Here is a 20,434-nt window from a genome sequence, read left to right as displayed (position 1 = left end):
GTGAATAAAGAAAGTTATGTCAAGGTAGTTGCAGGAATTGCCGCCCTTGGCGGTTTATTATTTGGATACGACACCGGCGTGATGTCCGGTGCTTTGCTGTATATCACCCCGGAATTTAATATGACCGCCCACCAAGAGGGCTGGGTGACCTCCATGCTGCTGGTGGGTGCCGCGGTGGGCGCGTTGACCGCAGGCCGCATCGCGGACCGTTTTGGCCGCCGCTTTACGCTGATTGCCGGCGGCATCATTTTCGTTTTGGGCTCCATCTGGTGCGCGCTGGCTGGATCGGTGACCATGCTGGCCACGGCCCGTACCTTCTTGGGCTTTGCCGTCGGTGCGGTATCCATTGTCTCGCCCATGTATATCTCAGAGATGGTGCCGGCCAAGATCCGCGGGCGCATGGTCTCCCTGAATACCTTGCTGATCGTGGTGGGCCAGCTCTTGGCCTACCTTGTAAATTCTGCCCTCGCGCCCACGGAAAGCTGGGAATGGATGCTGGGGCTTGCGGCCGTACCGGGCGCGGCCCTCGCCGTGGGCATGCTCTTCTTGCCAGAGACCCCAGTCTGGCTGGCCACGCACGACAAGATGTCGCGGGCCCGTGAGGTTGCAGGCCGCGCCGGGATGGATCTGGCAGAGCTTACCTCCCAAGAAACGGCGCGCCGTTCCAGCGGCTCCGAGTGGAAGGCACTGAAGGCCAATCGCTGGATGCAGGTGACGGTATTGCTCGCCATGCTGATGGGCCTGACCCAGCAGATTACCGGCGTTAATGCCATCGTCTACTTCGCGCCCACCATGATGAGCCAGGTGGGGATTTCTACCACCAACTCGGTCTATACCTCGATTGTCATTGGTGTGGTCTCCGTCATCGCCTGCTGGGTGGGCCTCAAGGTGGTCGACCGCATCGGCCGCAAGCGCCTGCTGCTTATCGGCCTGACCGGCAACGTGATTTCGCTCTTCATCTTGTCCGTGGCGTACTCGCACGCCGCCGATTCCACCACGATGGCGATGGTCTCGCTGGTCTTTATGGCCTCGTTCATTGCCTTCCAGCAAGCAGCGGTCTCGCCGACGACCTGGTTGCTTATCTCTGAGCTCGTACCCCTGCAGGTGCGTGGCCTCGGCATGGGCATCGCTGGGCTCTCGCTGTGGGCCACCAACTGGGCCGTGGCCCAGTACTTCCTGCCGCTGGTGGAGTGGCTCACCGGCCCGGTGGCCTTTGGCGTCTTCGGCGTGCTGGGGCTCATCGCCATCGGCTACACCCGCATTTTGGTACCAGAGACCATGGGACGTAGCCTGGATGAGGTAGGCGAGGAGATGAAATCCCGCTACTCGCGGGAATCCGCACCCCATTAAGCCCTAGTGTTTTGGTCTTAATGGCCGCGTGAGGTAAAATTATTCCTCGTGTCATGGCTGGGGATTCCCAGTCCGTGCTTTATTTACTCAACCGCATGTAGATTGCGCATAACGAAAGGAGCGCCCGATGAAGGTCCGTAAGTCCCTTCGGTCGCTGAAGAAGAAGCCGGGCGCCCAGGTTATTCGCCGCCACGGTAAGGTCTTCGTGATCAACAAGAAGGATCCCCGTTTCAAGGCTCGTCAGGGCTAATTGAAACTTAAGGAAGTCCGCCTCCTCCGAGCGTTCGGAGCGGGGCGGATTTTTCGTTTCTACGCCTCGACGCCGGAATGTGAACTTTGCCACATGTTTAGGTGAACAGAAGGTAAACCCGCAGGAATGTCAGGCGTGTAGTTCCACGGTTGGGTGCCGGGGTGGTCAACATGTGGGGTCTCGCCCCTGGCCCTCCTGGGAATATCATGGGTGTAACTACTATATGTTGTGTCAGTTGCGGTCAATTCCCCCAAAGTATAGTGTCGTTGGTGTCGCTCAGAGCGGTGCAGGAAGTGGCCCGAAAAGGGGTCAGAACCTCCGCTTTCTACGAGCAAAAGCTATCTCGCAAAAGGATTTTAGGGAGTTATTATGTCTATCACCGTCTACACCAAGCCCGCTTGCGTTCAGTGCAACGCCACCAAGAAGGCCCTTGATCGCGCGGGTCTGGATTACAACGTGGTAGATGTCACCGTGGACGATGAAGCCCGTGACTACATTATGGCTCTGGGCTACGTCCAGGCACCCGTCGTAGAAGCAAACGGCGAGCACTGGTCCGGCTTCCGCCCTGACCGCATCAAGAACCTTGCCGCGCTAGCCGCCTCTGCGTAAGCAGCCGAGGAGGGAGGTGCCGTCATGTTGGTCGTGTATTTTTCCTCTACTACGGAAAATACGCACCGGTTCGTGCAGAAGCTAGGTTTTCCTAGCGCGCGAATCCCTTTGCGCCGCACCGATGAGCCGCTAGTGGTCAACGAGCCTTTCGTCTTGGTGTGCCCCACCTACGGCGGGGGAGCCTCCATTAGCCACCAAAACTCCCGGCCCGTACCGGTGCAGGTAATTAGATTCCTTAATAATGAGCACAACCGCAGTTTTATTCGGGCGGTTATCGCCGGAGGAAATAGCAACTTCGGCGCCGATTTTGGCAAGGCTGGTGACGTCATCAGCGCCAAATGTAAGGTGCCCTATGTATATCGTTTCGAGTTGCTCGGAAACGATGAAGATATAAAAATTTGTCGCGAAGGCCTGCTGGCTAATGCTTCCCAGTTGGGACTGGATGAGGCAGCCTAGCCGCGGTGCGACACACCTAATAGAATCCTGATTTTAAGAAAGGCCGCGTCAGCTGTGAGTACGCAATTGGGAAAGACCGTAGCAGAGCCAGTATCGCAGGAAGAGCAGCTGGATTACCACGCGCTCAACGCCATGCTGAATCTCTACGACGGAGACGGCAAGATTCAATTTGATAAGGACCGCGAGGCCGCCAATCAGTTCTTCTTGCAGCACGTTAATCAGAACACGGTCTACTTCCACGACTTGGAAGAAAAGATCGATTACCTGGTGCGCAATAAGTACTATGATCCAGCGGTCATTGAGGCTTATGACTTCGAATTCATCAAGTCCCTATTCAAGCGCGCCTACTCTTATAAGTTCCGCTTCAAGTCCTTCCTTGGCGCCTATAAGTACTACACCAGCTATACGTTGAAGACTTTCGATGGCCGCCGGTACTTGGAGCGCTTCGAGGACCGGGTTTCCATGACCGCGCTTTTCCTTGGCGATGGCGATGCCGAACTAGCAGAGCATCTCGTCGATGAAATCATGACTGGCCGCTTCCAGCCCGCCACGCCGACCTTCCTAAATGCCGGCAAGCAGCAGCGCGGCGAATTGGTTTCCTGCTTCCTGCTCCGCATCGAAGACAATATGGAATCCATCGGCCGTTCCATCAACTCCGCGCTGCAGCTGTCCAAGCGCGGCGGTGGCGTGGCCCTGCTGCTGTCCAATATCCGCGAATCCGGCGCGCCGATTAAGCACATCGAGAACCAGTCTTCTGGCGTCATCCCTGTGATGAAGATGCTGGAGGATGCATTCTCCTACGCTAACCAGCTCGGTGCGCGCCAGGGCGCGGGCGCGGTCTACCTCAACGCCCACCACCCGGACATCATGAACTTCCTCGACACCAAGCGCGAGAACGCGGATGAAAAGATCCGCATTAAGACCCTGTCCTTGGGCGTGGTGATCCCGGATATCACCTTCGAGCTGGCCAAGAACAACGACGATATGTACCTGTTCTCGCCGTATGACGTCGAGCGCGTCTACGGTAAGGCCTTCGGCGATATCTCCGTTACCGAGCACTACGAAGAAATGGTCGAGGACCCGCGCATCCGGAAGAAGAAGATCAACGCGCGCCACTTTTTCCAAACCGTGGCGGAGCTGCAGTTCGAGTCCGGCTACCCGTACATCATGTATGAAGATACGGTAAACCGCGCCAACCCGGTCAAGACCTCCCGCATTAATATGTCCAACCTGTGCTCGGAGATCTTGCAGGTCAACTCCGCTTCCGAGCTCAACGCGGATCTTTCTTATGGCCAGGTGGGCAACGATATTTCCTGCAACCTGGGTTCGCTGAATATCGCCATGACCATGGACTCGCCGGACTTCTCCCAAACGGTGGAGACCGCGATTCGCGGGCTGACCTCGGTGGCGGATAAGACCTCCATCGATTCCGTTCCGTCCGTGCGCAAGGGCAACGATGACTCGCACGCTATCGGCTTGGGCCAGATGAACCTGCACGGTTACTTGGGTCGCGAGCACATCGAGTACGGCTCCGAGGAGGGCTTGGACTTCACCAACGCCTACTTCGCGGCCATCATGTACGCCGCCCTGCGCGCTTCTAATAAGATCGCCCGCGAGCGCGGCACGACCTTCACCGAGTTCCCCGAATCCGATTACGCCAGCGGCGAGTTCTTTGATTCCTATGATCCGGCGGAGTTCCAGCCGCGCACCGAAAAGGTCAAGGCTCTTTTCGATGCCTCCTCTATCTACACCCCCACCGCAGAGGACTGGGCGGAGTTGAAGGAGGACGTCGCCAAGCACGGCCTCTACAACCGCAACCTGCAGGCGGTGCCGCCGACGGGCTCGATTTCCTATATCAACAATTCCACCTCGTCGATCCACCCGATTGCCTCCAAGATTGAAATCCGCAAGGAAGGCAAGATTGGCCGCGTGTACTACCCGGCATCGCATATGGATAACGACAACTTGGAGTACTTCAAGGACTCGTACGAGATTGGTTACGAGAAGATCGTTGATACCTACGCTGAGGCCACCAAGTACGTGGACCAGGGGCTATCGCTGACGCTGTTCTTCAAGGACACCGCCACCACCCGCGACGTGAATAAGGCACAGATTTACGCTTGGCGCAAGGGCATTAAGACCTTGTACTACATCCGCGTGCGCCAGATGGCCCTGGAAGGCACCGAGATCGAGGGCTGCGTTTCCTGCATGCTCTAAGTGCGGGCGCGGTCCAGGATAGCGCGGGAGGTGCGCTCGGCGGCTTCGGCCTCGCCGGCGTCGATCTCCCGCGCTAAATCCATATGTAGCTGCGTCGTGCCGCGAATCGGATCCCGCTTGCGGGAACCAAAGACGGATTTGCCCTTCAAGATGGCCAGCAAGGCTGGCGCCAACGCGGCGATCATCTCGTTGCCGGAGGCCTCCAGGATGAGGGTATGGAATTGCAGGTCGGTTTCGAGTTCTTCGCCTACCCGTGGGGAAGGGGTGGTCTCGAGCTCGCTGAGCCTTTCTGCTAGCCGCAGCAATTCGCGGCGCTGCTGCGGGCTAGCATTGCGCGCGGCAAGCTGCGCCGCCACCGGCTCGATGCCAAGGCGCAGCTCGTTGAGGCGCGCGACCTGTTCCGCGCGCGTTCTATCGTGGCCCAGCCGCCACGAAATGACGGCGGGATCATAGACCGCCCAGCTGCTGCGCGGCAGCACCTTAAGGCCCACCCGGCGCCCAGAAGAAACCATCCCTAAGTGCTCGAGGGTGCGCATGGCCTCGCGCGCCACGGTGCGGGAGATGCCAAAGCGCTTTTCGATGTCCCCAAGGCGAAACCGCGTGCCTTCCGCCATGTCCCCGCTGACGATATCCGTGCCCAGCTGGTCTACTACAGGGCCTAAAAGGGGAGTGGTTTCTGCCATGGCGCGGGCGTCCTTTCCTGGCTGTGTAATGCGCTTTTATTATAGACGCGGTGCGGCGGGATGAGGTAGGGCGGCATTGGGTATGCTGGGACTCGAAATTCTACACAGTGAAGCATTGGAGTGACATCGCGTGTCGCACGAATACGATGACTACGTTGCTAGTCATGACAGCCCGGTAAAAGCTATCAACTGGAATACCATCCCCGATGACAAAGACCTCGAGGTATGGGAGCGGTTGACCGGTAACTTCTGGCTCCCGGAAAAGGTCCCAGTCTCTAATGATCTCCCCAGCTGGAAGACGCTGACGGAAAAAGAAAAAGAAACCACCATGCGGGTCTTTACCGGCCTGACGCTGCTGGATACCATCCAGGGCACAGTCGGTGCGATCTCCTTGCTTCCGGATTCGCAGACCCTGCACGAGGAGGCGGTATATACCAATATCGCCTTCATGGAGTCGGTGCACGCCAAGTCCTATTCCAATATCTTTATGACCTTGGCTTCCACCCCGATGATCAATGATGCCTTCCGCTGGTCCGAGGAAAACGAGAACCTGCAGAAGAAGGCCAAGATCATCCTGGCCTACTACAACGGTGATGACCCGTTGAAGAAGAAGGTGGCCTCCACGCTGCTCGAGTCCTTCTTGTTCTACTCCGGCTTCTATCTGCCGATGTACTTCTCTTCCCGCGCGAAGCTGACCAATACTGCCGATATCATCCGGCTGATCATCCGCGACGAAGCCGTGCACGGCTACTACATTGGCTATAAGTTCCAGCAGGAATACAAGAAGCTGGATGAAAAGCGGCAAGAGGAATTGAAGGACTATACCTTCGATCTGGCCTTCGAGCTCTATGACAACGAGATCGACTACACCGAGGATCTCTACGACGAGCTGGGCTGGACCGAAGACGTCAAGCGCTTCTTGCGCTATAACGCCAACAAGGCCCTGAATAACCTGGGCTTTGAGGGCCTCTTCCCGGCCGATGAGACCCGCGTCTCGCCGGCTATCCTGTCCTCTCTTTCGCCCAACGCCGACGAGAATCACGACTTCTTCTCCGGCTCGGGTTCGTCCTATGTCATCGGCAAGGCCGAGGACACCACGGATGATGACTGGGACTTCTAGCCGTTCCTAGTCCCCGCGCACCTTCGCTTCACACTCAACCGAAAGGTTGATAACGAGCGGGGGTGCGTTTTCCGGTTTTTGACCTGCATATCTCGCAACCGCTGTGACATGCGACACCCATACCTAGCCCAAAGAATGTAAACCTTAAATGATGCCCGCCCCACGTGCTGGGGGTATGTGACGGTTGTGGTTATTGGGGGGGATACCCCCAAGCTGAAAGACCTTTAAGAGAAGCTGGCAAGAACAGGGGAAAATGTCCTAATATAATCGAAGTAAACCTAGGTGTAGGTGGACCCGGTCCGCTGACACTTTGTTATTCAGGAGGATTCTATGACCGCTGTGGCGCCACGGGTCGACGATTACGTCGCTCCCACACGTCCAGAGCCGACCGGTAGGGAAAAGACCGGTTCAAAGGCTTGGGTATTTTTAACCACCACCGACCACAAGCAGCTGGGCATCATGTACTTGATCATGGCCTTCAGCTTCTTCTTCCTCGGTGGCTTTATGGCATTGCTGATCCGTGCGGAGCTTTTCACCCCGGGTCTGCAGTTCCTGTCCAATGAGCAGTTCAACCAGCTGTTCACCATGCACGGCACCGTGATGCTGCTGCTGTTTGCTACGCCAGTTGTCTGGGGCTTTGGTAACTACATCCTGCCCCTCCAGATTGGCGCGCCGGACGTGGCCTTCCCGCGTCTGAACGCCTTTGGTTTCTGGGTGACCCTGCTCGGCGGTATCGTCATGCTGCTTGGCTTTATCACCCCTGGTGGTGCGGCTGACTTCGGCTGGACCATGTACATGCCGCTTGCCGATGGCGTACACACCCCCGGCATCGGCGCCGATATGTGGATCGTCGGTGTGGGCGCTACCGGTGTCGGTACCATTGCCTCCGCCATCAACATGATCACCACCATCTTGACCCTGCGCGCACCGGGCATGACTATGTTCCGCATGCCGGTCTTCTGCTGGGGCGTCTTCACCGCCTCCGCCATCGTGCTGATGATCTTCCCGCTGCTGACCGCAGCCGCCTTGGGCGTGCTGTATGACCGCAAGCTGGGCGGCCACATCTACGATTCCGCTAACGGCGGTGCCATCCTGTGGCAGCACCTGTTCTGGTTCTTCGGCCACCCCGAGGTCTACGTCCTCGCGCTGCCGTTCTTCGGCGTTGTCTCCGAGATTGTCCCGGTCTTCTCCCGCAAGCCGGTCTTCGGCTACATCGGCCTGGTCTTCGCCATCCTGGCTATCGGCTCGCTGTCCATGGCCGTGTGGGCACACCACTTGTTCGTCACCGGCGCCATCCTGCTGCCGTTCTTCTCGTTCATGACGTTCCTGATTGCGGTGCCTACCGGTGTGAAGTTCTTCAACTGGGTCGGCACCATGTGGAAGGGCCACATCACCTGGGATACCCCGATGATTTGGGTCATGGGCTTCATGGCTACCTTCCTCTTCGGTGGTATGACCGGTGTTATGCTCGCTTCTCCGGCGCTGGACTTCCACTTGGCTGAGTCCTACTTCCTGATTGCGCACTTCCACTACACCCTGTTCGGTACGGTTGTGTTCTCCGCATTCGGTGGCCTGTACTTCTGGTTCCCGAAGATGACCGGCCGCATGCTGGACGAGCGCCTAGGCAAGATTCACTTCTGGCTGACCTTCATCGGCTTCCACGGCACCTTCCTGATTCAGCACTGGGTCGGCAACATGGGTATGCCACGTCGCTACGCCGACTACCTAGAGTCCGATGGCTTCACGGTCTTCAACCAGATTTCCACCATCTTCTCCTTCGTTCTCGGCGCCTCCGTTATCCCGCTGGTCTGGAACGTATTCAAGTCTTGGCGCTACGGTGAGGTCGTTACCGTGGACGACCCATGGGGTTACGGCAACTCCTTGGAGTGGGCAACCTCCTGCCCGCCTCCAAGCCATAACTTCGTCTCCCTGCCACGCATCCGCTCCGAGCGTCCGGCATTCGAGCTGCACTACCCGCACATGGTTGAGCGCATGCGCGAGGAAGCTCACGTGGGCAAGCACTAAGCCCGCACTTTAACTCCTGACTACAGCCGCCTTCCCAAGCCTCTCAGAGGTAGGGAGGGCGGCTTTGGCGTGTGTGGGATAATGGCCGGTGTGAATACTCAAGCTGAAACCATGACCATTACTAGCTTCGGACCGGACGAGCCAGGGGCGGCCGCCGCTTTCTTTACCGCGGTGGCTGATTTCTCTGCCCCGCTTGCCGATGTCCGCCTCGCCACCCACTCCAATCACCTCACCCTCACCGCGCAGTGCGGTAACGCTGCCCTAGAGGAACGAGTGCGCGAGGCCATGGCGCCCTTCGGGCACGAGGTGTCCGTTGCGCCAAGCTATGCCGTCGCGCTCATCGGCGCGGAGATTACCGCAGAGGACATTAGCGCGGTGCAGGAGACCGTGAAAGGGGAGACGTTTCGCATGAGCCGGATAGCATTGGATTCCCTTTCTGCGGTGGAACTTACCGTGGCGCTCGAAGACGCAGACTCGGCGCGGCAGGCGCTGCGGGAAGTGGGAGAGGACCGTGGCATAGATATCTCCCTCGAGAGCTTGGGCAATCGCGGTCAGCGCTTGGTGTGTTTCGACTGCGATTCGACGCTGATTGAAGGCGAGGTTATCGAGATGCTCGCCGCCCACGCGGGCAAGGAAGCAGAAGTGGCCGCGGTGACCGAGCGCGCCATGCGCGGCGAATTGGACTTTGAGGAGTCCCTGCGCGAGCGCGTCGCGGTGCTTGAGGGGCTCGATGCCTCCATCATCGATGAGGTCGCCCGCGATATCGAGCTGACACCCGGCGCTAAGGAAGCGATCGGTACCCTCCACCGTCTGGGCCACCGCACCGCCGTGGTCTCGGGTGGCTTCATTCAGGTACTCGAGGGCCTTGCCACAGACCTCCAGCTCGATTACGTGCGGGCTAATACCTTGGAAATCCGCGATGGGAAGTTGACCGGCAAGGTGATTGGGCAGGTGGTCGACCGCCAGGCCAAGGAGGATTTCCTGCGCGAATTCGCCGCCGATTCCGGAATCGGGATGGAGTCCACCGTCGCGGTGGGCGATGGAGCCAATGACATCGCCATGGTCACCGCTGCCGGGTTGGGTATTGCCTTTGACGCGAAGCCTGCGCTGCGAGAGGCCGCTGATGCCTGCATCACCCCGCGCCGCCTCGACGCTGTCCTACCGATGCTGGGGATTGCCGATGACTAAGTTCGAGATAGCCCATCAGCGCCTCGTCGCCGCCTGCACGGCTCGTGATTCCCACGAGGATCCCGCTGACCCGTCCACCGTGCAAGCGATGCAGATAGTCCTCCACCTCCCCAAGCAGGATCCCCCGGCGCGCAGCGAGGTGCTCGCCGCGGCCGCTCGCGCCGTGGTGGCCACCTGCTTGGATGACCGCGCCGGCGAGGATGGCGCCTTCGCCGCGGCGCTCGCGCAGTGGTACGGCCACCGCATCCGCAAGATCGCCCGCCGCGCGCGCAATAAAGCGTGGCGCGATGTGCAGCTGCTTCCTGGCGTGACCGTTGATGACCGCGCGCGTGCTTTTGCGCCCTCGGCGGTGAGGGAGGTAGATCCGCTGATCAGGAAGCTGCAGATCGGCCATACCGATCTCGCAATGGACGAGCCAGGGCCTCCGCTTGCCGATGCCCCCATTATCTACGTCGACCGCAGCCTCGCCATGACCGCGGGCAAGGCCGCCGCCCAAGTGAGCCACGGCTCGATGATGCTCGCCGCAGCTATGAGCCAGGAGGAAGCCGCAGCCTGGGCAGCAGAGGGTTTTCCGCTTTCCGTTCGCGAGGTGGACGCGGAGGTATTTGGCACTGCCTGCGCGCAGGAGGACGCCGTGGTCATCATCGATGCCGGGTTTACCGAGATCGCCCCCGACTCGGCTACCGTGTGTGCGCTGCGGCGACCAATCGCTTAAGTGCCCCGCGCACCGTCTCCGGGTTCGTGGTTTGCCAGAACTGCGGCATGGACGCTTTGAGGAATGCGCCGTAGCGCTTGTACTCCAGCCGGTTATCCAGCACGGCGACGACCCCGCGGTCCGTTACGTGGCGCAAAAGCCGCCCCGATCCCTGTGCCATGAGGAGGGCCGCGTGATTGGCGGAGACCTCCATGAACCCGGAGCGCCCGGCGGCATCGGCTGCTTGGGATCGAGCCTGCAGCAGCGGGTTATCGGGCCGCGGGAAGGGGATGCGGTCAATGAGGACCAGCGAGCACGACGGCCCCGGCACATCCACGCCCTGCCAAAGCGTCAAGGTGCCAAAGAGGCAGGAGTTTTCCTTCGTGGAGAACTTGTCCACCAGCGTGCCGATGGCATCTTCGCCCTGCACATACAAATCAAACGGCAACCGCGGCGCCAAGGCCTCCGCGGCTTCTTCCGCCGCACGGCGCGAGGAGAATAACCCCAGCGTGCGCCCGCCGGCGGCCATGATGAGCTCGTATATTTCCTCCAAGGTTTCAGAGGACAGGCCATCGCGCCCCGGTGCCGGGAGGTGTTTGGCGGTATATAAGATGCCGGATTTTGCCGGTTCAAAGGGCGTTCCCGCATCGAGAGTGTCATACGTGCCGGACGGTAGGCCCCATTGTGCTGCCATGGCGTCGAATCGCCCGCCTAGGGCCAGCGTGGCCGAGGTAAGCACCACCGTTTGCTCCCCAAATAGGTTCTCGCGCAGCATATGCGCGATAGACAGCGGCGCGACGGCGAGCGTATCGGTGCCCTCCAGCCACACGACATCGTCCTGTGCGGCGGGATCGTCGGTGGCGAAGACCTCCAAGATCCTCCCGATCGCCTCGGCCAGGTCCGTGAGGTGATTACTTAAGTTTTGGCGCTCGGCATTCTTTTCGGGGTCATCGTTGGCCTCGCCTTCTGGGGCGCGGGAGATGAGGGATTTGACGCGCAGGAACTCGTCGGCAAGCGCGCGCAAATGCGCCTGCGACGTCTCATCCAAATCCGTCCACCTGCCGGGCTCCTGCACGCGCAGCAGATCATCGAATTCATCCGCCAACTCCGCCAGGTTGCCGGCATTGCCCAGTGACTTTGCCCGGTTCGCCGCCATCTTAATGGAGCGGGAAGTAATCTCCGCCGTGGACACGGAGGTAATGCGCCCATCGAGCTCGTGGGCCTCATCGATGATCGCCACATCGTGGTCGGGCAGGATATTGGCCTCAGAGATAGCGTCGATGGCGAGCATGGCGTGGTTGGTGACGATGATATCGACATCGGCAGCCGCCCGGCGGGCCTCTTCGGCGAAGCAATCCGCACCGTGCGGGCAGCGCCCAGCCCCCAAGCACTCATTCGAGGTCACCGATACCGCCCGCCACACCAAATCCGGCACGCCGAAGTCTAAATCGTCCCGGTCACCGGTTTCGGTCTCCTGCGCCCAGTCGTGGATGCGGCGCACGGCCTTGCCGCGGTAGGAGATATCGGACTCATCGATAAGAGCCTCCGGATCATCCGGGGTGGCCGCGATCTTATTCAGGCATACGTAATTATTGCGGCCCTTCATGATGGCGAAGGTGGGGGTGCGCTCCATGACATCGGCTAGCGCCTCCGTCAGCCGCGGGAGGTCGCGCTCCACCAACTGGCGCTGCAAGGCCAGCGTGGCGGTGGAGACGACGACGGTGGAACCCGAGTTCATTGCATGCCGGATAGCCGGAACCAGGTAGGCCAGGGATTTACCCGTTCCCGTGCCCGCCTGGACGGCGAGGTGGCGCTCGGATTCCAAGGCCTTGGATACCGCGTTTGCCATGCGAACCTGGCCGGCGCGGCGGGAGCCGCCGAGCGCATCCACCGCCGCGCCGAGCAGCGTTTCCGTGTCGTGGTTTAGGGGATCATCTGCGGGGTCACTCACCCCACACAGTCTAGCGACCTAGTCCTTAAAGCCCACCATTCGCGTGGGCACGGCGGCGTCGTCGCGCGAGAGCGCCAGGCCCTCCCATGGCAGGGTCTTGCGGGCCTCGTCCAGGTAGGTGCGGGAGGCCTCAAGATCGGGCAGGTCCTCCACGATGTGCCCATCGCGCATCAAGGGAATGGTCAACTCGCGGGTGGTCAGCTGGCCCGTATCCGGCGCGTCTGCGGCGAAGGGGTAGACCACCTCTTCTACCGCCACGCCGGAAGACCGGTAGGTGCGCAGCGCGCGCTTGGCTCCGCCCACCGATTGCTTGGACGACGAGCGCTTGGCCACCGGGACCCCGTCGACCTCGACGACCTTGTAGACCATGCCCGCGGTCGGGGCACCGGAGCCGGTGACCACGGAGGTGCCCACGCCGTAGACATCGACGGGATCGCCGCGCAGACCCGCGATGGCAAACTCGTCCAAATCGGAGGAAACAACGATATTGGTATTGTGATTGCCTAGCTCATCGAGCTGCTTGCGCACGCGGCGGGTCACCGCGCCCAAGTCACCGGAATCGATGCGCACCCCGCCAAGCTCCGGGCCACCGACCTTGACCGCGGTCTCGACGCCCTTGGTGATGTCATACGTATCCACCAGCAGGGTGGTATCGATGCCCAGGGTATCGATTTGCGCGCGGAAGGCCGCCTCCTCATTGCTCGTACCATCCGGGTTCGTATGCGCCAAGGTCCAGGCATGGGCGGCGGTGCCAGATACCGGGATGCCGTAGCGGAAGCCGGCCTCCAGGTTGGAGGTGGCGGTAAACCCGGCGAGGTAAGCGGCACGGGCGGCGGTCACGGCCGCGTACTCGTGGGTGCGGCGGCTGCCCATCTCCAGAATGGGGCGGCCATCGGCGGCGGTGACCATGCGGGATGCGGCAGAGGCGACGGCGGAATCGGCGTTGAGGATAGAAAGCACGATGGTTTCGAGCACCACGCACTCGCCAAAGGTGCCGCGCACCGTCAAGATAGGAGAGTTGGGAAAATACAGCTCGCCTTCGCGGTAGCCGTCGATCTGCCCGGAAAAACGCCAGTCGCGCAGGTACTTGCGGGTATCTTCATCCAGGAAATCCATCTGTTCCAGCTGCTCGGGGGAGAAGCGGAAGTCTTCCACCGCGCGCAGCACGCGGTCGGTGCCGGCGACGACGCCGTAGCGACGCTCATTGGGCAGGCGGCGGGAAAAGACCTCGCAGGTCACGTTGCGGTGGGCGGTGCCATCGCGAAGCGCGGCTTGCAGCATGGTGAGCTCGTATTTATCCGTGAGCAAAGCGGTGGAGCGATCGATAGGGCGTGCTATGTCATTCATGAGCCTGATACTACTCACAGGTTAAGAAGCTTTCAGCATACCCGGGCCACCACCCTAGTGAGCTGTGGGGAGACCCAATGCCCAAAATGCCAGCGAAAAATGATTAGGCTATAAGGCATGAAGCCGCAAAACCCCGAAGTCCGTATGAGCTCTCCCATGGCCACGCCCGACTTGGATGAAGGAATCGAAGTTGATGTGGCCGCGAGCGAGAACCTGCCGTGGATGTGCATCGTCTGGGACGATCCCGTCAACTTGATGAGCTACGTGTCCTACGTATTCCAAACCGTTTTGGGCTACGACAAAAAGCGGGCCAACGAGCTGATGATGCAGGTCCACACGGAGGGCAAGGCCGCCGTGTCCAGCGGCGAGAAGGACAAGGTTGAGGCGGACGTTAAAAAGCTCCAGATCGCGGGTCTGTGGGCGACAATGCAACAGGCAGGGTAGATAGATGCAACCGTGGAAAAAGAAGAAATCGCTCATGCGCGGGTCCAAAATCACGGCGGTATTCGAGCCCATGGAGCGCGAAGTCATCGGCAACCTCACCGCCACCGTCTCTGAGGCGATCATCGGCCGCGCCCAGTCCGCGCCGAAGGATGAGCTCGCGGAAATGCTGGACATGCCCACCGGCCATACCGAGGCCCCCGAGGATCCCTCCCTGGCGCGGCTGTTCCCGGACTTCCAAAAGCCCGGCGATGAGGAATACGACGGCGACGCCTCCCTCTTGCGCTCGCTGCACGAAAACGACATCGCGCGGGCGAAGCTGCAGAACCTGCAGGTCATCGGCAATGCGCTGGGCCCCACCGGCGGGGTAGAGGTCTCCATTTCGGAGCAGGAAGCCCAAGCCTTCGTGGCGGGGCTCAATGATCTGCGCTTATACGTCGCGGCTGGGGACGCGACCGACGAAAACCTCATGACGGACCGCGATACCTTGGTGGAATGGCTGGCCTATTGCCAGGATTCCCTGCTGGAAGTGTTGATGGATTAATGATTGACGGCATTAGCATTGGCCATTTTTCCGCCGAGGACACTGGTGCCACCGTGCTCTACTGCGGCCCGAAGGGCGCGCTAGCCAGCGTGGATGTGCGCGGCGGCGGGCCCGGTACGCGCGAGACCGATCTGTTGCAGCCGCACAATACCGTCGAGCGCGTCCATGCGATCGTGCTTGCGGGTGGGTCCGCCTTTGGCTTGGCCGCCGCGGATGGCGTCATGCGCGAATTGGAAGCGCACGGGGTGGGTTTCCCCGTCTTTGGCGAGGACAAGCCCGGCCCGCGCGTGCCCATTGTGCCGGCGGCGGTGATTTTCGATCTGCTGGCGGGCCCTTCTCGCCCTGGGCCGGAGGATGGCGCGGCGGCGCTGCGGGCGGCAATGGCCGGCCACGACGACACGGTGGGCACGGTCGGCGCGGGCGTGGGCGCTACGGCGGGCAAGCTGCGCGGCGGCTTCGGCCTGGCCACCCGCAAGGTGGGAAACTACGAGGTCAGCGCCGCGATGGTGGCCAATCCCGTGGGCGAGGTCATCGACCCGCACTCCGGCCGCCTCTACGGCGCGCCGGGCCGCACGCCGGTCAACGCGGACGCCTACCGCGACCTGCCGCACGCTGCCGCGAAGCTGAATACGACGATTGGCGCGGTGCTTACCGATGCCCCCGTTACCACCGCCCAAGCCCAACGCCTCGCCATGACGGCCCACGACGGGATTGCGCGCGCCGTTCGGCCCGCGCATTCGCCGCTGGACGGAGATACCATTTTCGCCTTGTCGACGGCGCAGGAACCCGCCGAGGTGGACAAGATCCAGCTGTGCGCTGCGGCAGCCGACGTGGTGGAGGAGGCCATCGTCACCGCGGTCACCGCCGCACGCCCTGGCCTGGGGCTTCGCGCGTATCGCGACTTGCTCGGCTAAGATATTGCCCATTATGACTATGGGTGGAACTTCACGTAATCAGCTGGCGTCGACCAGCACGAACAACCGCGGCCGTGGCCGCATCAGCACCGGCCTATCCTTGGCCCTGGGGTTCCTCGCAGTGGAGTGGTCGGTCCACCTCATCAACGCCGTCGTCTTCGGCGGCGGGCTGTCCAATTACGGCATCCGCCCGCTCGACGTGGATGGCCTGTGGGGCATTATCACGGCGCCGCTCTTGCACGGCAGCCTGGAGCACTTGATGTCCAACTCGTTGCCGGGTGCCCTGTTTTGCTTCCTCATTGGCTTGTCCGGGCGCAGGGTGTGGTGGGAGGTCACCTTGATCACCACCGTGGTAGCGGGCCTTGGAACGTGGTTCTTGGGCGGGGCCGGTACCTCGCATATCGGCGCGTCCGGGCTGGTCTATGGTTGGCTGGCCTACCTCGTGGTGCGCGGCGTCTTCAATCGCTCCCTGCTGCAGATCATTTTGGGCATTATCCTGGGCTTTTCCTATTCCGGACTGATTTGGGGCGTGCTGCCCGTCGCCGAGGGTATTAGCTGGCAAGGCCACCTCTTCGGCGCCCTGGGCGGCGTACTGGCCGGTATGTTCATCACCTCCGATGATCCGGCAAAGGCAGGGAGGAAATAATGCCTAACGCATCGTCTCCCATCGGCATCTTTGACTCGGGCGTCGGCGGGCTGACCGTGGCCCGCGCGGTGATGGAGCAGCTGCCGCAAGAATCCGTTATTTATATGGGCGATACCGCCCACGGCCCCTACGGGCCGCGGCCCATCTCGCAGGTGCGGGCCTTTTCCCAGGATATTGCCGATAAGCTGGTAGAGCGTGGCTGCAAGATGCTCGTCATAGCCTGCAATACCGCCACCGCAGCCTTCCTGCACGATGCCCGCGAGCGCTACGATATCCCCATCGTGGAGGTCATCCACCCGGCCGTGCGCCGCGCCATGTCCACCACGCGCAATGGCAAGATTGGCGTTATCGGCACTGAGGGCACCATCAAATCCGGCGCGTACCAGGACCTTTTCGCGGTTAACCCCAATGTTGAGGCGGTAGCCGCCGCCTGTCCGGACTTCGTGCCCTTTGTCGAGCGCGGGATTACGGCAGGCCGCCAAATCCTCGGCGTCGCCGAGGGGTACCTTGCGCCCCTGCAGGCCCAGGGCGTGGACACCTTGGTGCTGGGATGCACGCACTACCCGCTGCTTACCGGTATCATCCAGCTCGCCATGGGCGAAAACGTGTCCCTGGTGGCCTCCTCAGAGGAGACCACGAAGGACGTCATGCGCCTTCTTACGGAAACGGACATGCTCGCCCCCGAGGGCAACCAGCCGGTCCATTCCTTCGAATCCACCGGCGATCCAGAGGTCTTCGCCCAGCTGGCCACGCGCTTTTTGGGCCCGCAGATCGGCTAAGACAGCCGAATTTCCTCCCCCTTTTTGCGCGCGGTACCAGCATTCGGTCCGGATTCATGGAACTATTGGTTCCATGAAGCTGACCATCCTAGGCTGCTCCGGTAGCGTACCCACCGCAGACAATCCTGCCTCCGGCTATGTCGTGTCCTTCGACAATGCACCGTCCATCATCCTGGATATGGGCTCGGGCACGCTGGGCCAGCTAGCTCAACTGCAGGATCCGTGCGATGCCCACGTAGCCTTTAGCCACCTGCACGCGGATCACTGCGCGGATTTTCCCTCCCTCATGGTGTGGCGCCGCTTCCATCCCACCGCCCCGGCAGCCTCGCGCAACTTCTGCTTCGGCCCGTCTGCCACGCCGACGCACTTGGGCCGCCTGTCCTCCGACGAGGTAAATGGGATCGACGATATGTCCGATACCTTGGCGTTTAGCCCGTGGGTGGCGGGGGAGCGCCAGCTTGTCGATGACGTCTTTATCACCCCCTTCCCCGTCAACCACCCGGTAGAGGCCTATGCGCTGCGCATCGAGCACGCCAAGACCGGCCAGACCATTACCTATTCCGGCGATACGTCTTATACGCCTGCGCTTGTCGATGCCGCCCGGGGCGCCGATCTCTTCCTCTGCGAGGCCACCTGGGGTGCTTCCTCCGAGGGCATGGCACCCGGCATGCACATGTCGGGCGCGGAAGCGGGGCGCGCGGCGCGGGAAGCGGGCGTTGGCACGCTGGTGTTGATCCACATCCAGCCCTGGGGCGATGCTAAGGCCACCGTGGCGGCGGCGCGGGAGGAATTCGACGGCGAGATCGTGCTGGGTACTGCGGGCATGCAGTTCTAAGTTACGCTGGAGGGCATGACTGAATTTACTCGTGCCGATGGGCGCGCGCTCGACCAAATGCGCAGCGTCCGCATTACCCGCAATTTCACCACCAACCCGGCCGGATCCGTCTTGGTGGAATTTGGCAATACCCGCGTGATGTGCACCGCCTCCGTCGAACTCGGGGTGCCGCGTTTCAAGCGCGATTCCGGCGAGGGCTGGCTAACCGCCGAGTACGCCATGCTGCCATCCGCCACCCACGACCGTATGCCGCGCGAGTCCATGCGCGGCAAGGTCAAGGGCCGCACCCACGAGATTTCCCGCCTAGTCGGCCGCTCCCTGCGCGCCGCCGTGGACTTGGAGGAGCTGGGCGAAAACACCATCCAGCTCGACTGCGACGTGCTGCAGGCCGATGGCGGCACCCGCACCGCCTCCATCACGGGCGCCTACGTTGCGCTTGCCGATGCCATCGCCCACCTCAAGTCCGAAGGCGTCGTCCCCGGCGAGCCGCTGCTCGATCCCATCGCCGCGGTGTCCGTGGGCATCATCGACGGCGAAATCTGTCTGGATTTGCCCTATGAGGAAGATTCCCGCGCCGAGGTGGACCTCAACGTGGTGATGCAGGAATCCGGCGACTTTGTAGAAATCCAGGGCACCGGCGAGCACGGCCTCTTTGGCCGCGAGCAGCTCAACGGCATGCTGGATGTGGCCCAGAAGGGCTGCAGCGAGCTCATCGCGGCGCAGAAAGCGGCGCTGGGATGGTAATCCTCGTCGCATCCGGCAATCCGAAGAAGCTGGCCGAGCTCGATCGCATCCTGTCCGAGGCCGGCATCGAGGGCGTGGAGCTGCGCCTGCTTTCCGAGGTCGAACCCTACCCAGAGCCCGTCGAGGACGGCCGCACCTTTGCCGATAACGCGCTCATCAAGGCCCGTGCCGGCGCCTCCGCCACGGGTCTGGTGACCATCGCGGATGATTCTGGGCTGGCCATCGAGGAACTCAACGGCATGCCCGGCGTGCTCTCGGCCCGCTGGTCCGGCGAACACGGCAACGACCAGGCTAATAATGACCTAGTCTTGGCGCAGATGGCGGATGTGCCGGATGATCGGCGCGCCGCTGCCTTCGTCTCCGTGTGCGCCCTCGTGACCCCCGAAGGCACAGAGCGCGTGGCCGAGGGCCGCTGGGAGGGCAAGCTTTTGCGCGAGCCGCGCGGCGCTAATGGTTTTGGCTACGACCCACTCTTCCAACCAGAAGGCGAGTCGCGTTCTGCGGCGGAAATGTCGCCTGCGGAAAAGAACGCGGTCTCGCACCGCGGCCGCGCCCTTTCCCAGCTAGCCCCGTTCATCGCGGAGCTGGCCGGCTAATTAGGCGTTGAGCTGGAATTGCTCCTCGATTTCCTTGCGGCGCTTGTGCTCCATCCAGAAGGACAGGAAGGGCACCACGCCGGCGAGCGCGGTGGTAATCAGCTTGCCGGCGGGCCACAGCGCGCGCGGGCCCAGAATCAGGATGGACAGCAGGTAGGTCATGTACGCGATGCCGTGCACGATGGCGATATAGGTCGCCCATTCCGGGATCTCTGCTCCCATGACGTATTGGAAGAACATGCGGATGACCAGGATGATCAGGAAGATACCGGTCACCGTGGCCGCGATGGAAAAGAACTTCAGCGGGCCGCGGATGCGCGCCTTGCGGTCTGGGTGTACCTGGTTTGTCATGATTTACTTTCTCCTTTTATCTGTTGTGCCTTCGTCGCGTCCCTCTGCGGGGGAACCGCGGCGGCGCCGAGGCTGATTCAACGCATTAAACTCTTCCACATTCAGCTGCGGGCGCTGCGGCAAGAAATCCTCATCGATGGCGGTTTTCTCCGCCGAGTCCCTCACCTCAGAACCAACGGTCGAATTTGTTATTCCGTCGGCGGTTTCGCCGACATTTTCAGAGGCGTTTCCTGAGGCCTGCAGCGAATCCATCTCGCGGGCTTCGTTTTCCGCGGCGAGGCGCTCATTTTCATAGCGCAGCGTGGTGCGATAAGCATAGATCACGAACACGGCAAAAAGCGGCCACTGGAAGGCGTAGCCCAAGTTTTGGAAGGTGCCCGAGCCGGAGCGGAAGCGCGTCCACTGCCAATAGGCGAGGAAGAGGAAAAGCACCACGAAAAATATGACGAGGGCGATGTGCCACCACCGCACCTTCACGCGCCGTTTCTTCTGATCCTCGTGCATACTCACCCCACCCAGCCTACCTATCCACCGCCGCAATACGGAATGCCCCTGGTTTCTTGTTTATCAGCCCGCCGTGTACACTATTCAACGTTGCTCGCGCCCGTGGCGGAATTGGCAGACGCGCTAGATTTAGGTTCTAGTGTCTTATGACGTGTGAGTTCAAGTCTCACCGGGCGCACAAGAAAAGCAC

Annotated in this window: 22 protein-coding genes and 1 tRNA gene; 18 read left to right on the top strand and 5 right to left on the bottom strand. The window is 61.3% G+C overall.

Features of this window, described 5'->3' with window-relative positions; translation table 11 throughout:
• The 5 genes from ACLI1Q_RS09910 to nrdE all read left to right on the top strand — a co-directional run bounded on the left by ACLI1Q_RS09910 (nucleotide 1) and on the right by nrdE (nucleotide 4,882).
• Nucleotides 1–1,350, top strand: a complete 1,350-nt coding sequence (locus ACLI1Q_RS09910; protein ID WP_023016965.1) for a sugar porter family MFS transporter — start codon at nucleotides 1–3, stop codon at nucleotides 1,348–1,350.
• A 127-nt stretch (nucleotides 1,351–1,477) separates the two neighbouring features.
• Nucleotides 1,478–1,600 carry a type B 50S ribosomal protein L36 gene (ykgO, locus tag ACLI1Q_RS09905; protein WP_003847162.1) on the top strand — a complete coding sequence of 41 codons (123 nt, stop codon included), beginning with the start codon at nucleotides 1,478–1,480 and terminating at the stop codon, nucleotides 1,598–1,600.
• Between the two features lie 369 nt (nucleotides 1,601–1,969).
• The gene (gene nrdH / locus ACLI1Q_RS09900; RefSeq protein WP_005284554.1) at nucleotides 1,970–2,209 is read left to right on the top strand and encodes a glutaredoxin-like protein NrdH; all 240 of its coding nucleotides are present in this window, start codon (nucleotides 1,970–1,972) and stop codon (nucleotides 2,207–2,209) included.
• A gap of 24 nt (nucleotides 2,210–2,233) precedes the next feature.
• Nucleotides 2,234–2,665 carry a class Ib ribonucleoside-diphosphate reductase assembly flavoprotein NrdI gene (nrdI, locus tag ACLI1Q_RS09895; RefSeq protein ID WP_005277734.1) on the top strand — a complete coding sequence of 144 codons (432 nt, stop codon included), beginning with the start codon at nucleotides 2,234–2,236 and terminating at the stop codon, nucleotides 2,663–2,665.
• Between the two features lie 54 nt (nucleotides 2,666–2,719).
• Nucleotides 2,720–4,882 carry a class 1b ribonucleoside-diphosphate reductase subunit alpha gene (nrdE, locus tag ACLI1Q_RS09890; RefSeq protein ID WP_284849542.1) on the top strand — a complete coding sequence of 721 codons (2,163 nt, stop codon included), beginning with the start codon at nucleotides 2,720–2,722 and terminating at the stop codon, nucleotides 4,880–4,882.
• Here nrdE and ACLI1Q_RS09885 read toward each other — a convergent pair.
• Nucleotides 4,879–5,565 (bottom strand): FadR/GntR family transcriptional regulator, encoded by a 687-nt coding sequence (locus ACLI1Q_RS09885; protein WP_239269911.1) that lies wholly within the window; start codon nucleotides 5,563–5,565, stop codon nucleotides 4,879–4,881. The genes nrdE and ACLI1Q_RS09885 overlap by 4 nt on opposite strands.
• 130 nt (nucleotides 5,566–5,695) lie before the next feature.
• Here ACLI1Q_RS09885 and nrdF point away from each other — a divergent pair, with 130 nt between their 5' ends.
• From nrdF to ACLI1Q_RS09865, 4 genes are all read left to right on the top strand, one after another.
• Complete coding sequence (nrdF, locus tag ACLI1Q_RS09880) at nucleotides 5,696–6,685, top strand: class 1b ribonucleoside-diphosphate reductase subunit beta (RefSeq protein ID WP_239269910.1); 990 nt, start codon at nucleotides 5,696–5,698, stop codon at nucleotides 6,683–6,685.
• A gap of 330 nt (nucleotides 6,686–7,015) precedes the next feature.
• Nucleotides 7,016–8,710 (top strand): cytochrome c oxidase subunit I, encoded by a 1,695-nt coding sequence (ctaD, locus tag ACLI1Q_RS09875; RefSeq protein ID WP_239269909.1) that lies wholly within the window; start codon nucleotides 7,016–7,018, stop codon nucleotides 8,708–8,710.
• 81 nt (nucleotides 8,711–8,791) lie between these two features.
• The gene (gene serB / locus ACLI1Q_RS09870; RefSeq protein ID WP_239269908.1) at nucleotides 8,792–9,898 is read left to right on the top strand and encodes a phosphoserine phosphatase SerB; all 1,107 of its coding nucleotides are present in this window, start codon (nucleotides 8,792–8,794) and stop codon (nucleotides 9,896–9,898) included.
• Nucleotides 9,891–10,613 (top strand): peptidyl-tRNA hydrolase, encoded by a 723-nt coding sequence (locus ACLI1Q_RS09865; protein WP_239269907.1) that lies wholly within the window; start codon nucleotides 9,891–9,893, stop codon nucleotides 10,611–10,613. The genes serB and ACLI1Q_RS09865 overlap by 8 nt, the downstream gene beginning before the upstream one ends.
• Here the strand turns inward: ACLI1Q_RS09865 and ACLI1Q_RS09860 are convergent.
• Both ACLI1Q_RS09860 and ACLI1Q_RS09855 read right to left on the bottom strand, forming a co-directional pair.
• Nucleotides 10,579–12,543 carry an ATP-dependent DNA helicase gene (locus tag ACLI1Q_RS09860; RefSeq protein WP_239269906.1) on the bottom strand — a complete coding sequence of 655 codons (1,965 nt, stop codon included), beginning with the start codon at nucleotides 12,541–12,543 and terminating at the stop codon, nucleotides 10,579–10,581. The two genes, ACLI1Q_RS09865 and ACLI1Q_RS09860, sit on opposite strands and share 35 nt — an antisense overlap.
• Before the next feature lie 18 nt (nucleotides 12,544–12,561).
• The gene (locus tag ACLI1Q_RS09855; RefSeq protein ID WP_239269905.1) at nucleotides 12,562–13,890 is read right to left on the bottom strand and encodes a nicotinate phosphoribosyltransferase; all 1,329 of its coding nucleotides are present in this window, start codon (nucleotides 13,888–13,890) and stop codon (nucleotides 12,562–12,564) included.
• 117 nt (nucleotides 13,891–14,007) lie between these two features.
• On the opposite strand from ACLI1Q_RS09855, the gene clpS reads away from it, so the two are divergent.
• The 8 genes from clpS to rdgB all read left to right on the top strand — a co-directional run bounded on the left by clpS (nucleotide 14,008) and on the right by rdgB (nucleotide 19,389).
• The gene (gene clpS, locus ACLI1Q_RS09850; protein ID WP_239269904.1) at nucleotides 14,008–14,334 is read left to right on the top strand and encodes an ATP-dependent Clp protease adapter ClpS; all 327 of its coding nucleotides are present in this window, start codon (nucleotides 14,008–14,010) and stop codon (nucleotides 14,332–14,334) included.
• A 4-nt stretch (nucleotides 14,335–14,338) separates the two neighbouring features.
• The gene (locus tag ACLI1Q_RS09845) at nucleotides 14,339–14,875 is read left to right on the top strand and encodes a DUF2017 domain-containing protein (RefSeq protein WP_023029180.1); all 537 of its coding nucleotides are present in this window, start codon (nucleotides 14,339–14,341) and stop codon (nucleotides 14,873–14,875) included.
• Nucleotides 14,875–15,789 (top strand): P1 family peptidase, encoded by a 915-nt coding sequence (locus tag ACLI1Q_RS09840; protein WP_239269903.1) that lies wholly within the window; start codon nucleotides 14,875–14,877, stop codon nucleotides 15,787–15,789. Before ACLI1Q_RS09845 ends, ACLI1Q_RS09840 begins: the two co-directional genes overlap by 1 nt.
• A gap of 13 nt (nucleotides 15,790–15,802) precedes the next feature.
• On the top strand, nucleotides 15,803–16,435 hold the full coding sequence (locus tag ACLI1Q_RS09835) for a rhomboid family intramembrane serine protease (RefSeq protein ID WP_239269902.1): 633 nt from the start codon (nucleotides 15,803–15,805) through the stop codon (nucleotides 16,433–16,435).
• A complete protein-coding gene (murI, locus tag ACLI1Q_RS09830) occupies nucleotides 16,435–17,214 on the top strand; it encodes a glutamate racemase (RefSeq protein ID WP_239269901.1) in 780 nt (259 codons plus the stop codon). Before ACLI1Q_RS09835 ends, murI begins: the two co-directional genes overlap by 1 nt.
• 73 nt (nucleotides 17,215–17,287) lie before the next feature.
• The gene (locus ACLI1Q_RS09825; protein WP_239269900.1) at nucleotides 17,288–18,049 is read left to right on the top strand and encodes an MBL fold metallo-hydrolase; all 762 of its coding nucleotides are present in this window, start codon (nucleotides 17,288–17,290) and stop codon (nucleotides 18,047–18,049) included.
• A 15-nt stretch (nucleotides 18,050–18,064) separates the two neighbouring features.
• Nucleotides 18,065–18,793, top strand: coding sequence for a ribonuclease PH (gene rph / locus ACLI1Q_RS09820; RefSeq protein ID WP_005277773.1), 729 nt, complete (start codon nucleotides 18,065–18,067; stop codon nucleotides 18,791–18,793).
• Entirely contained in the window at nucleotides 18,787–19,389 is a 603-nt protein-coding gene (gene rdgB, locus ACLI1Q_RS09815) for an RdgB/HAM1 family non-canonical purine NTP pyrophosphatase (RefSeq protein WP_239269899.1), read from the top strand. Before rph ends, rdgB begins: the two co-directional genes overlap by 7 nt.
• Here rdgB and ACLI1Q_RS09810 read toward each other — a convergent pair whose 3' ends face one another.
• A complete protein-coding gene (locus ACLI1Q_RS09810; RefSeq protein ID WP_005277777.1) occupies nucleotides 19,390–19,740 on the bottom strand; it encodes a DUF3817 domain-containing protein in 351 nt (116 codons plus the stop codon). It abuts the gene before it with no gap.
• A gap of 3 nt (nucleotides 19,741–19,743) precedes the next feature.
• On the bottom strand, nucleotides 19,744–20,244 hold the full coding sequence (locus ACLI1Q_RS09805; protein WP_411696978.1) for a hypothetical protein: 501 nt from the start codon (nucleotides 20,242–20,244) through the stop codon (nucleotides 19,744–19,746).
• A 96-nt stretch (nucleotides 20,245–20,340) separates the two neighbouring features.
• Here ACLI1Q_RS09805 and ACLI1Q_RS09800 point away from each other — a divergent pair.
• Nucleotides 20,341–20,422: transfer RNA gene (locus tag ACLI1Q_RS09800), tRNA-Leu, on the top strand.
• The last annotated feature ends 12 nt before the right edge of the window (nucleotides 20,423–20,434 follow it).

Source organism: Corynebacterium limaceinasi (genome assembly GCF_046717465.1).
Lineage (GTDB): Bacteria > Actinomycetota > Actinomycetes > Mycobacteriales > Mycobacteriaceae > Corynebacterium.
The sequence above is the reverse complement of the archived record's forward strand: the minus strand, read 5'-3'. Positions and strand labels throughout refer to the sequence as shown.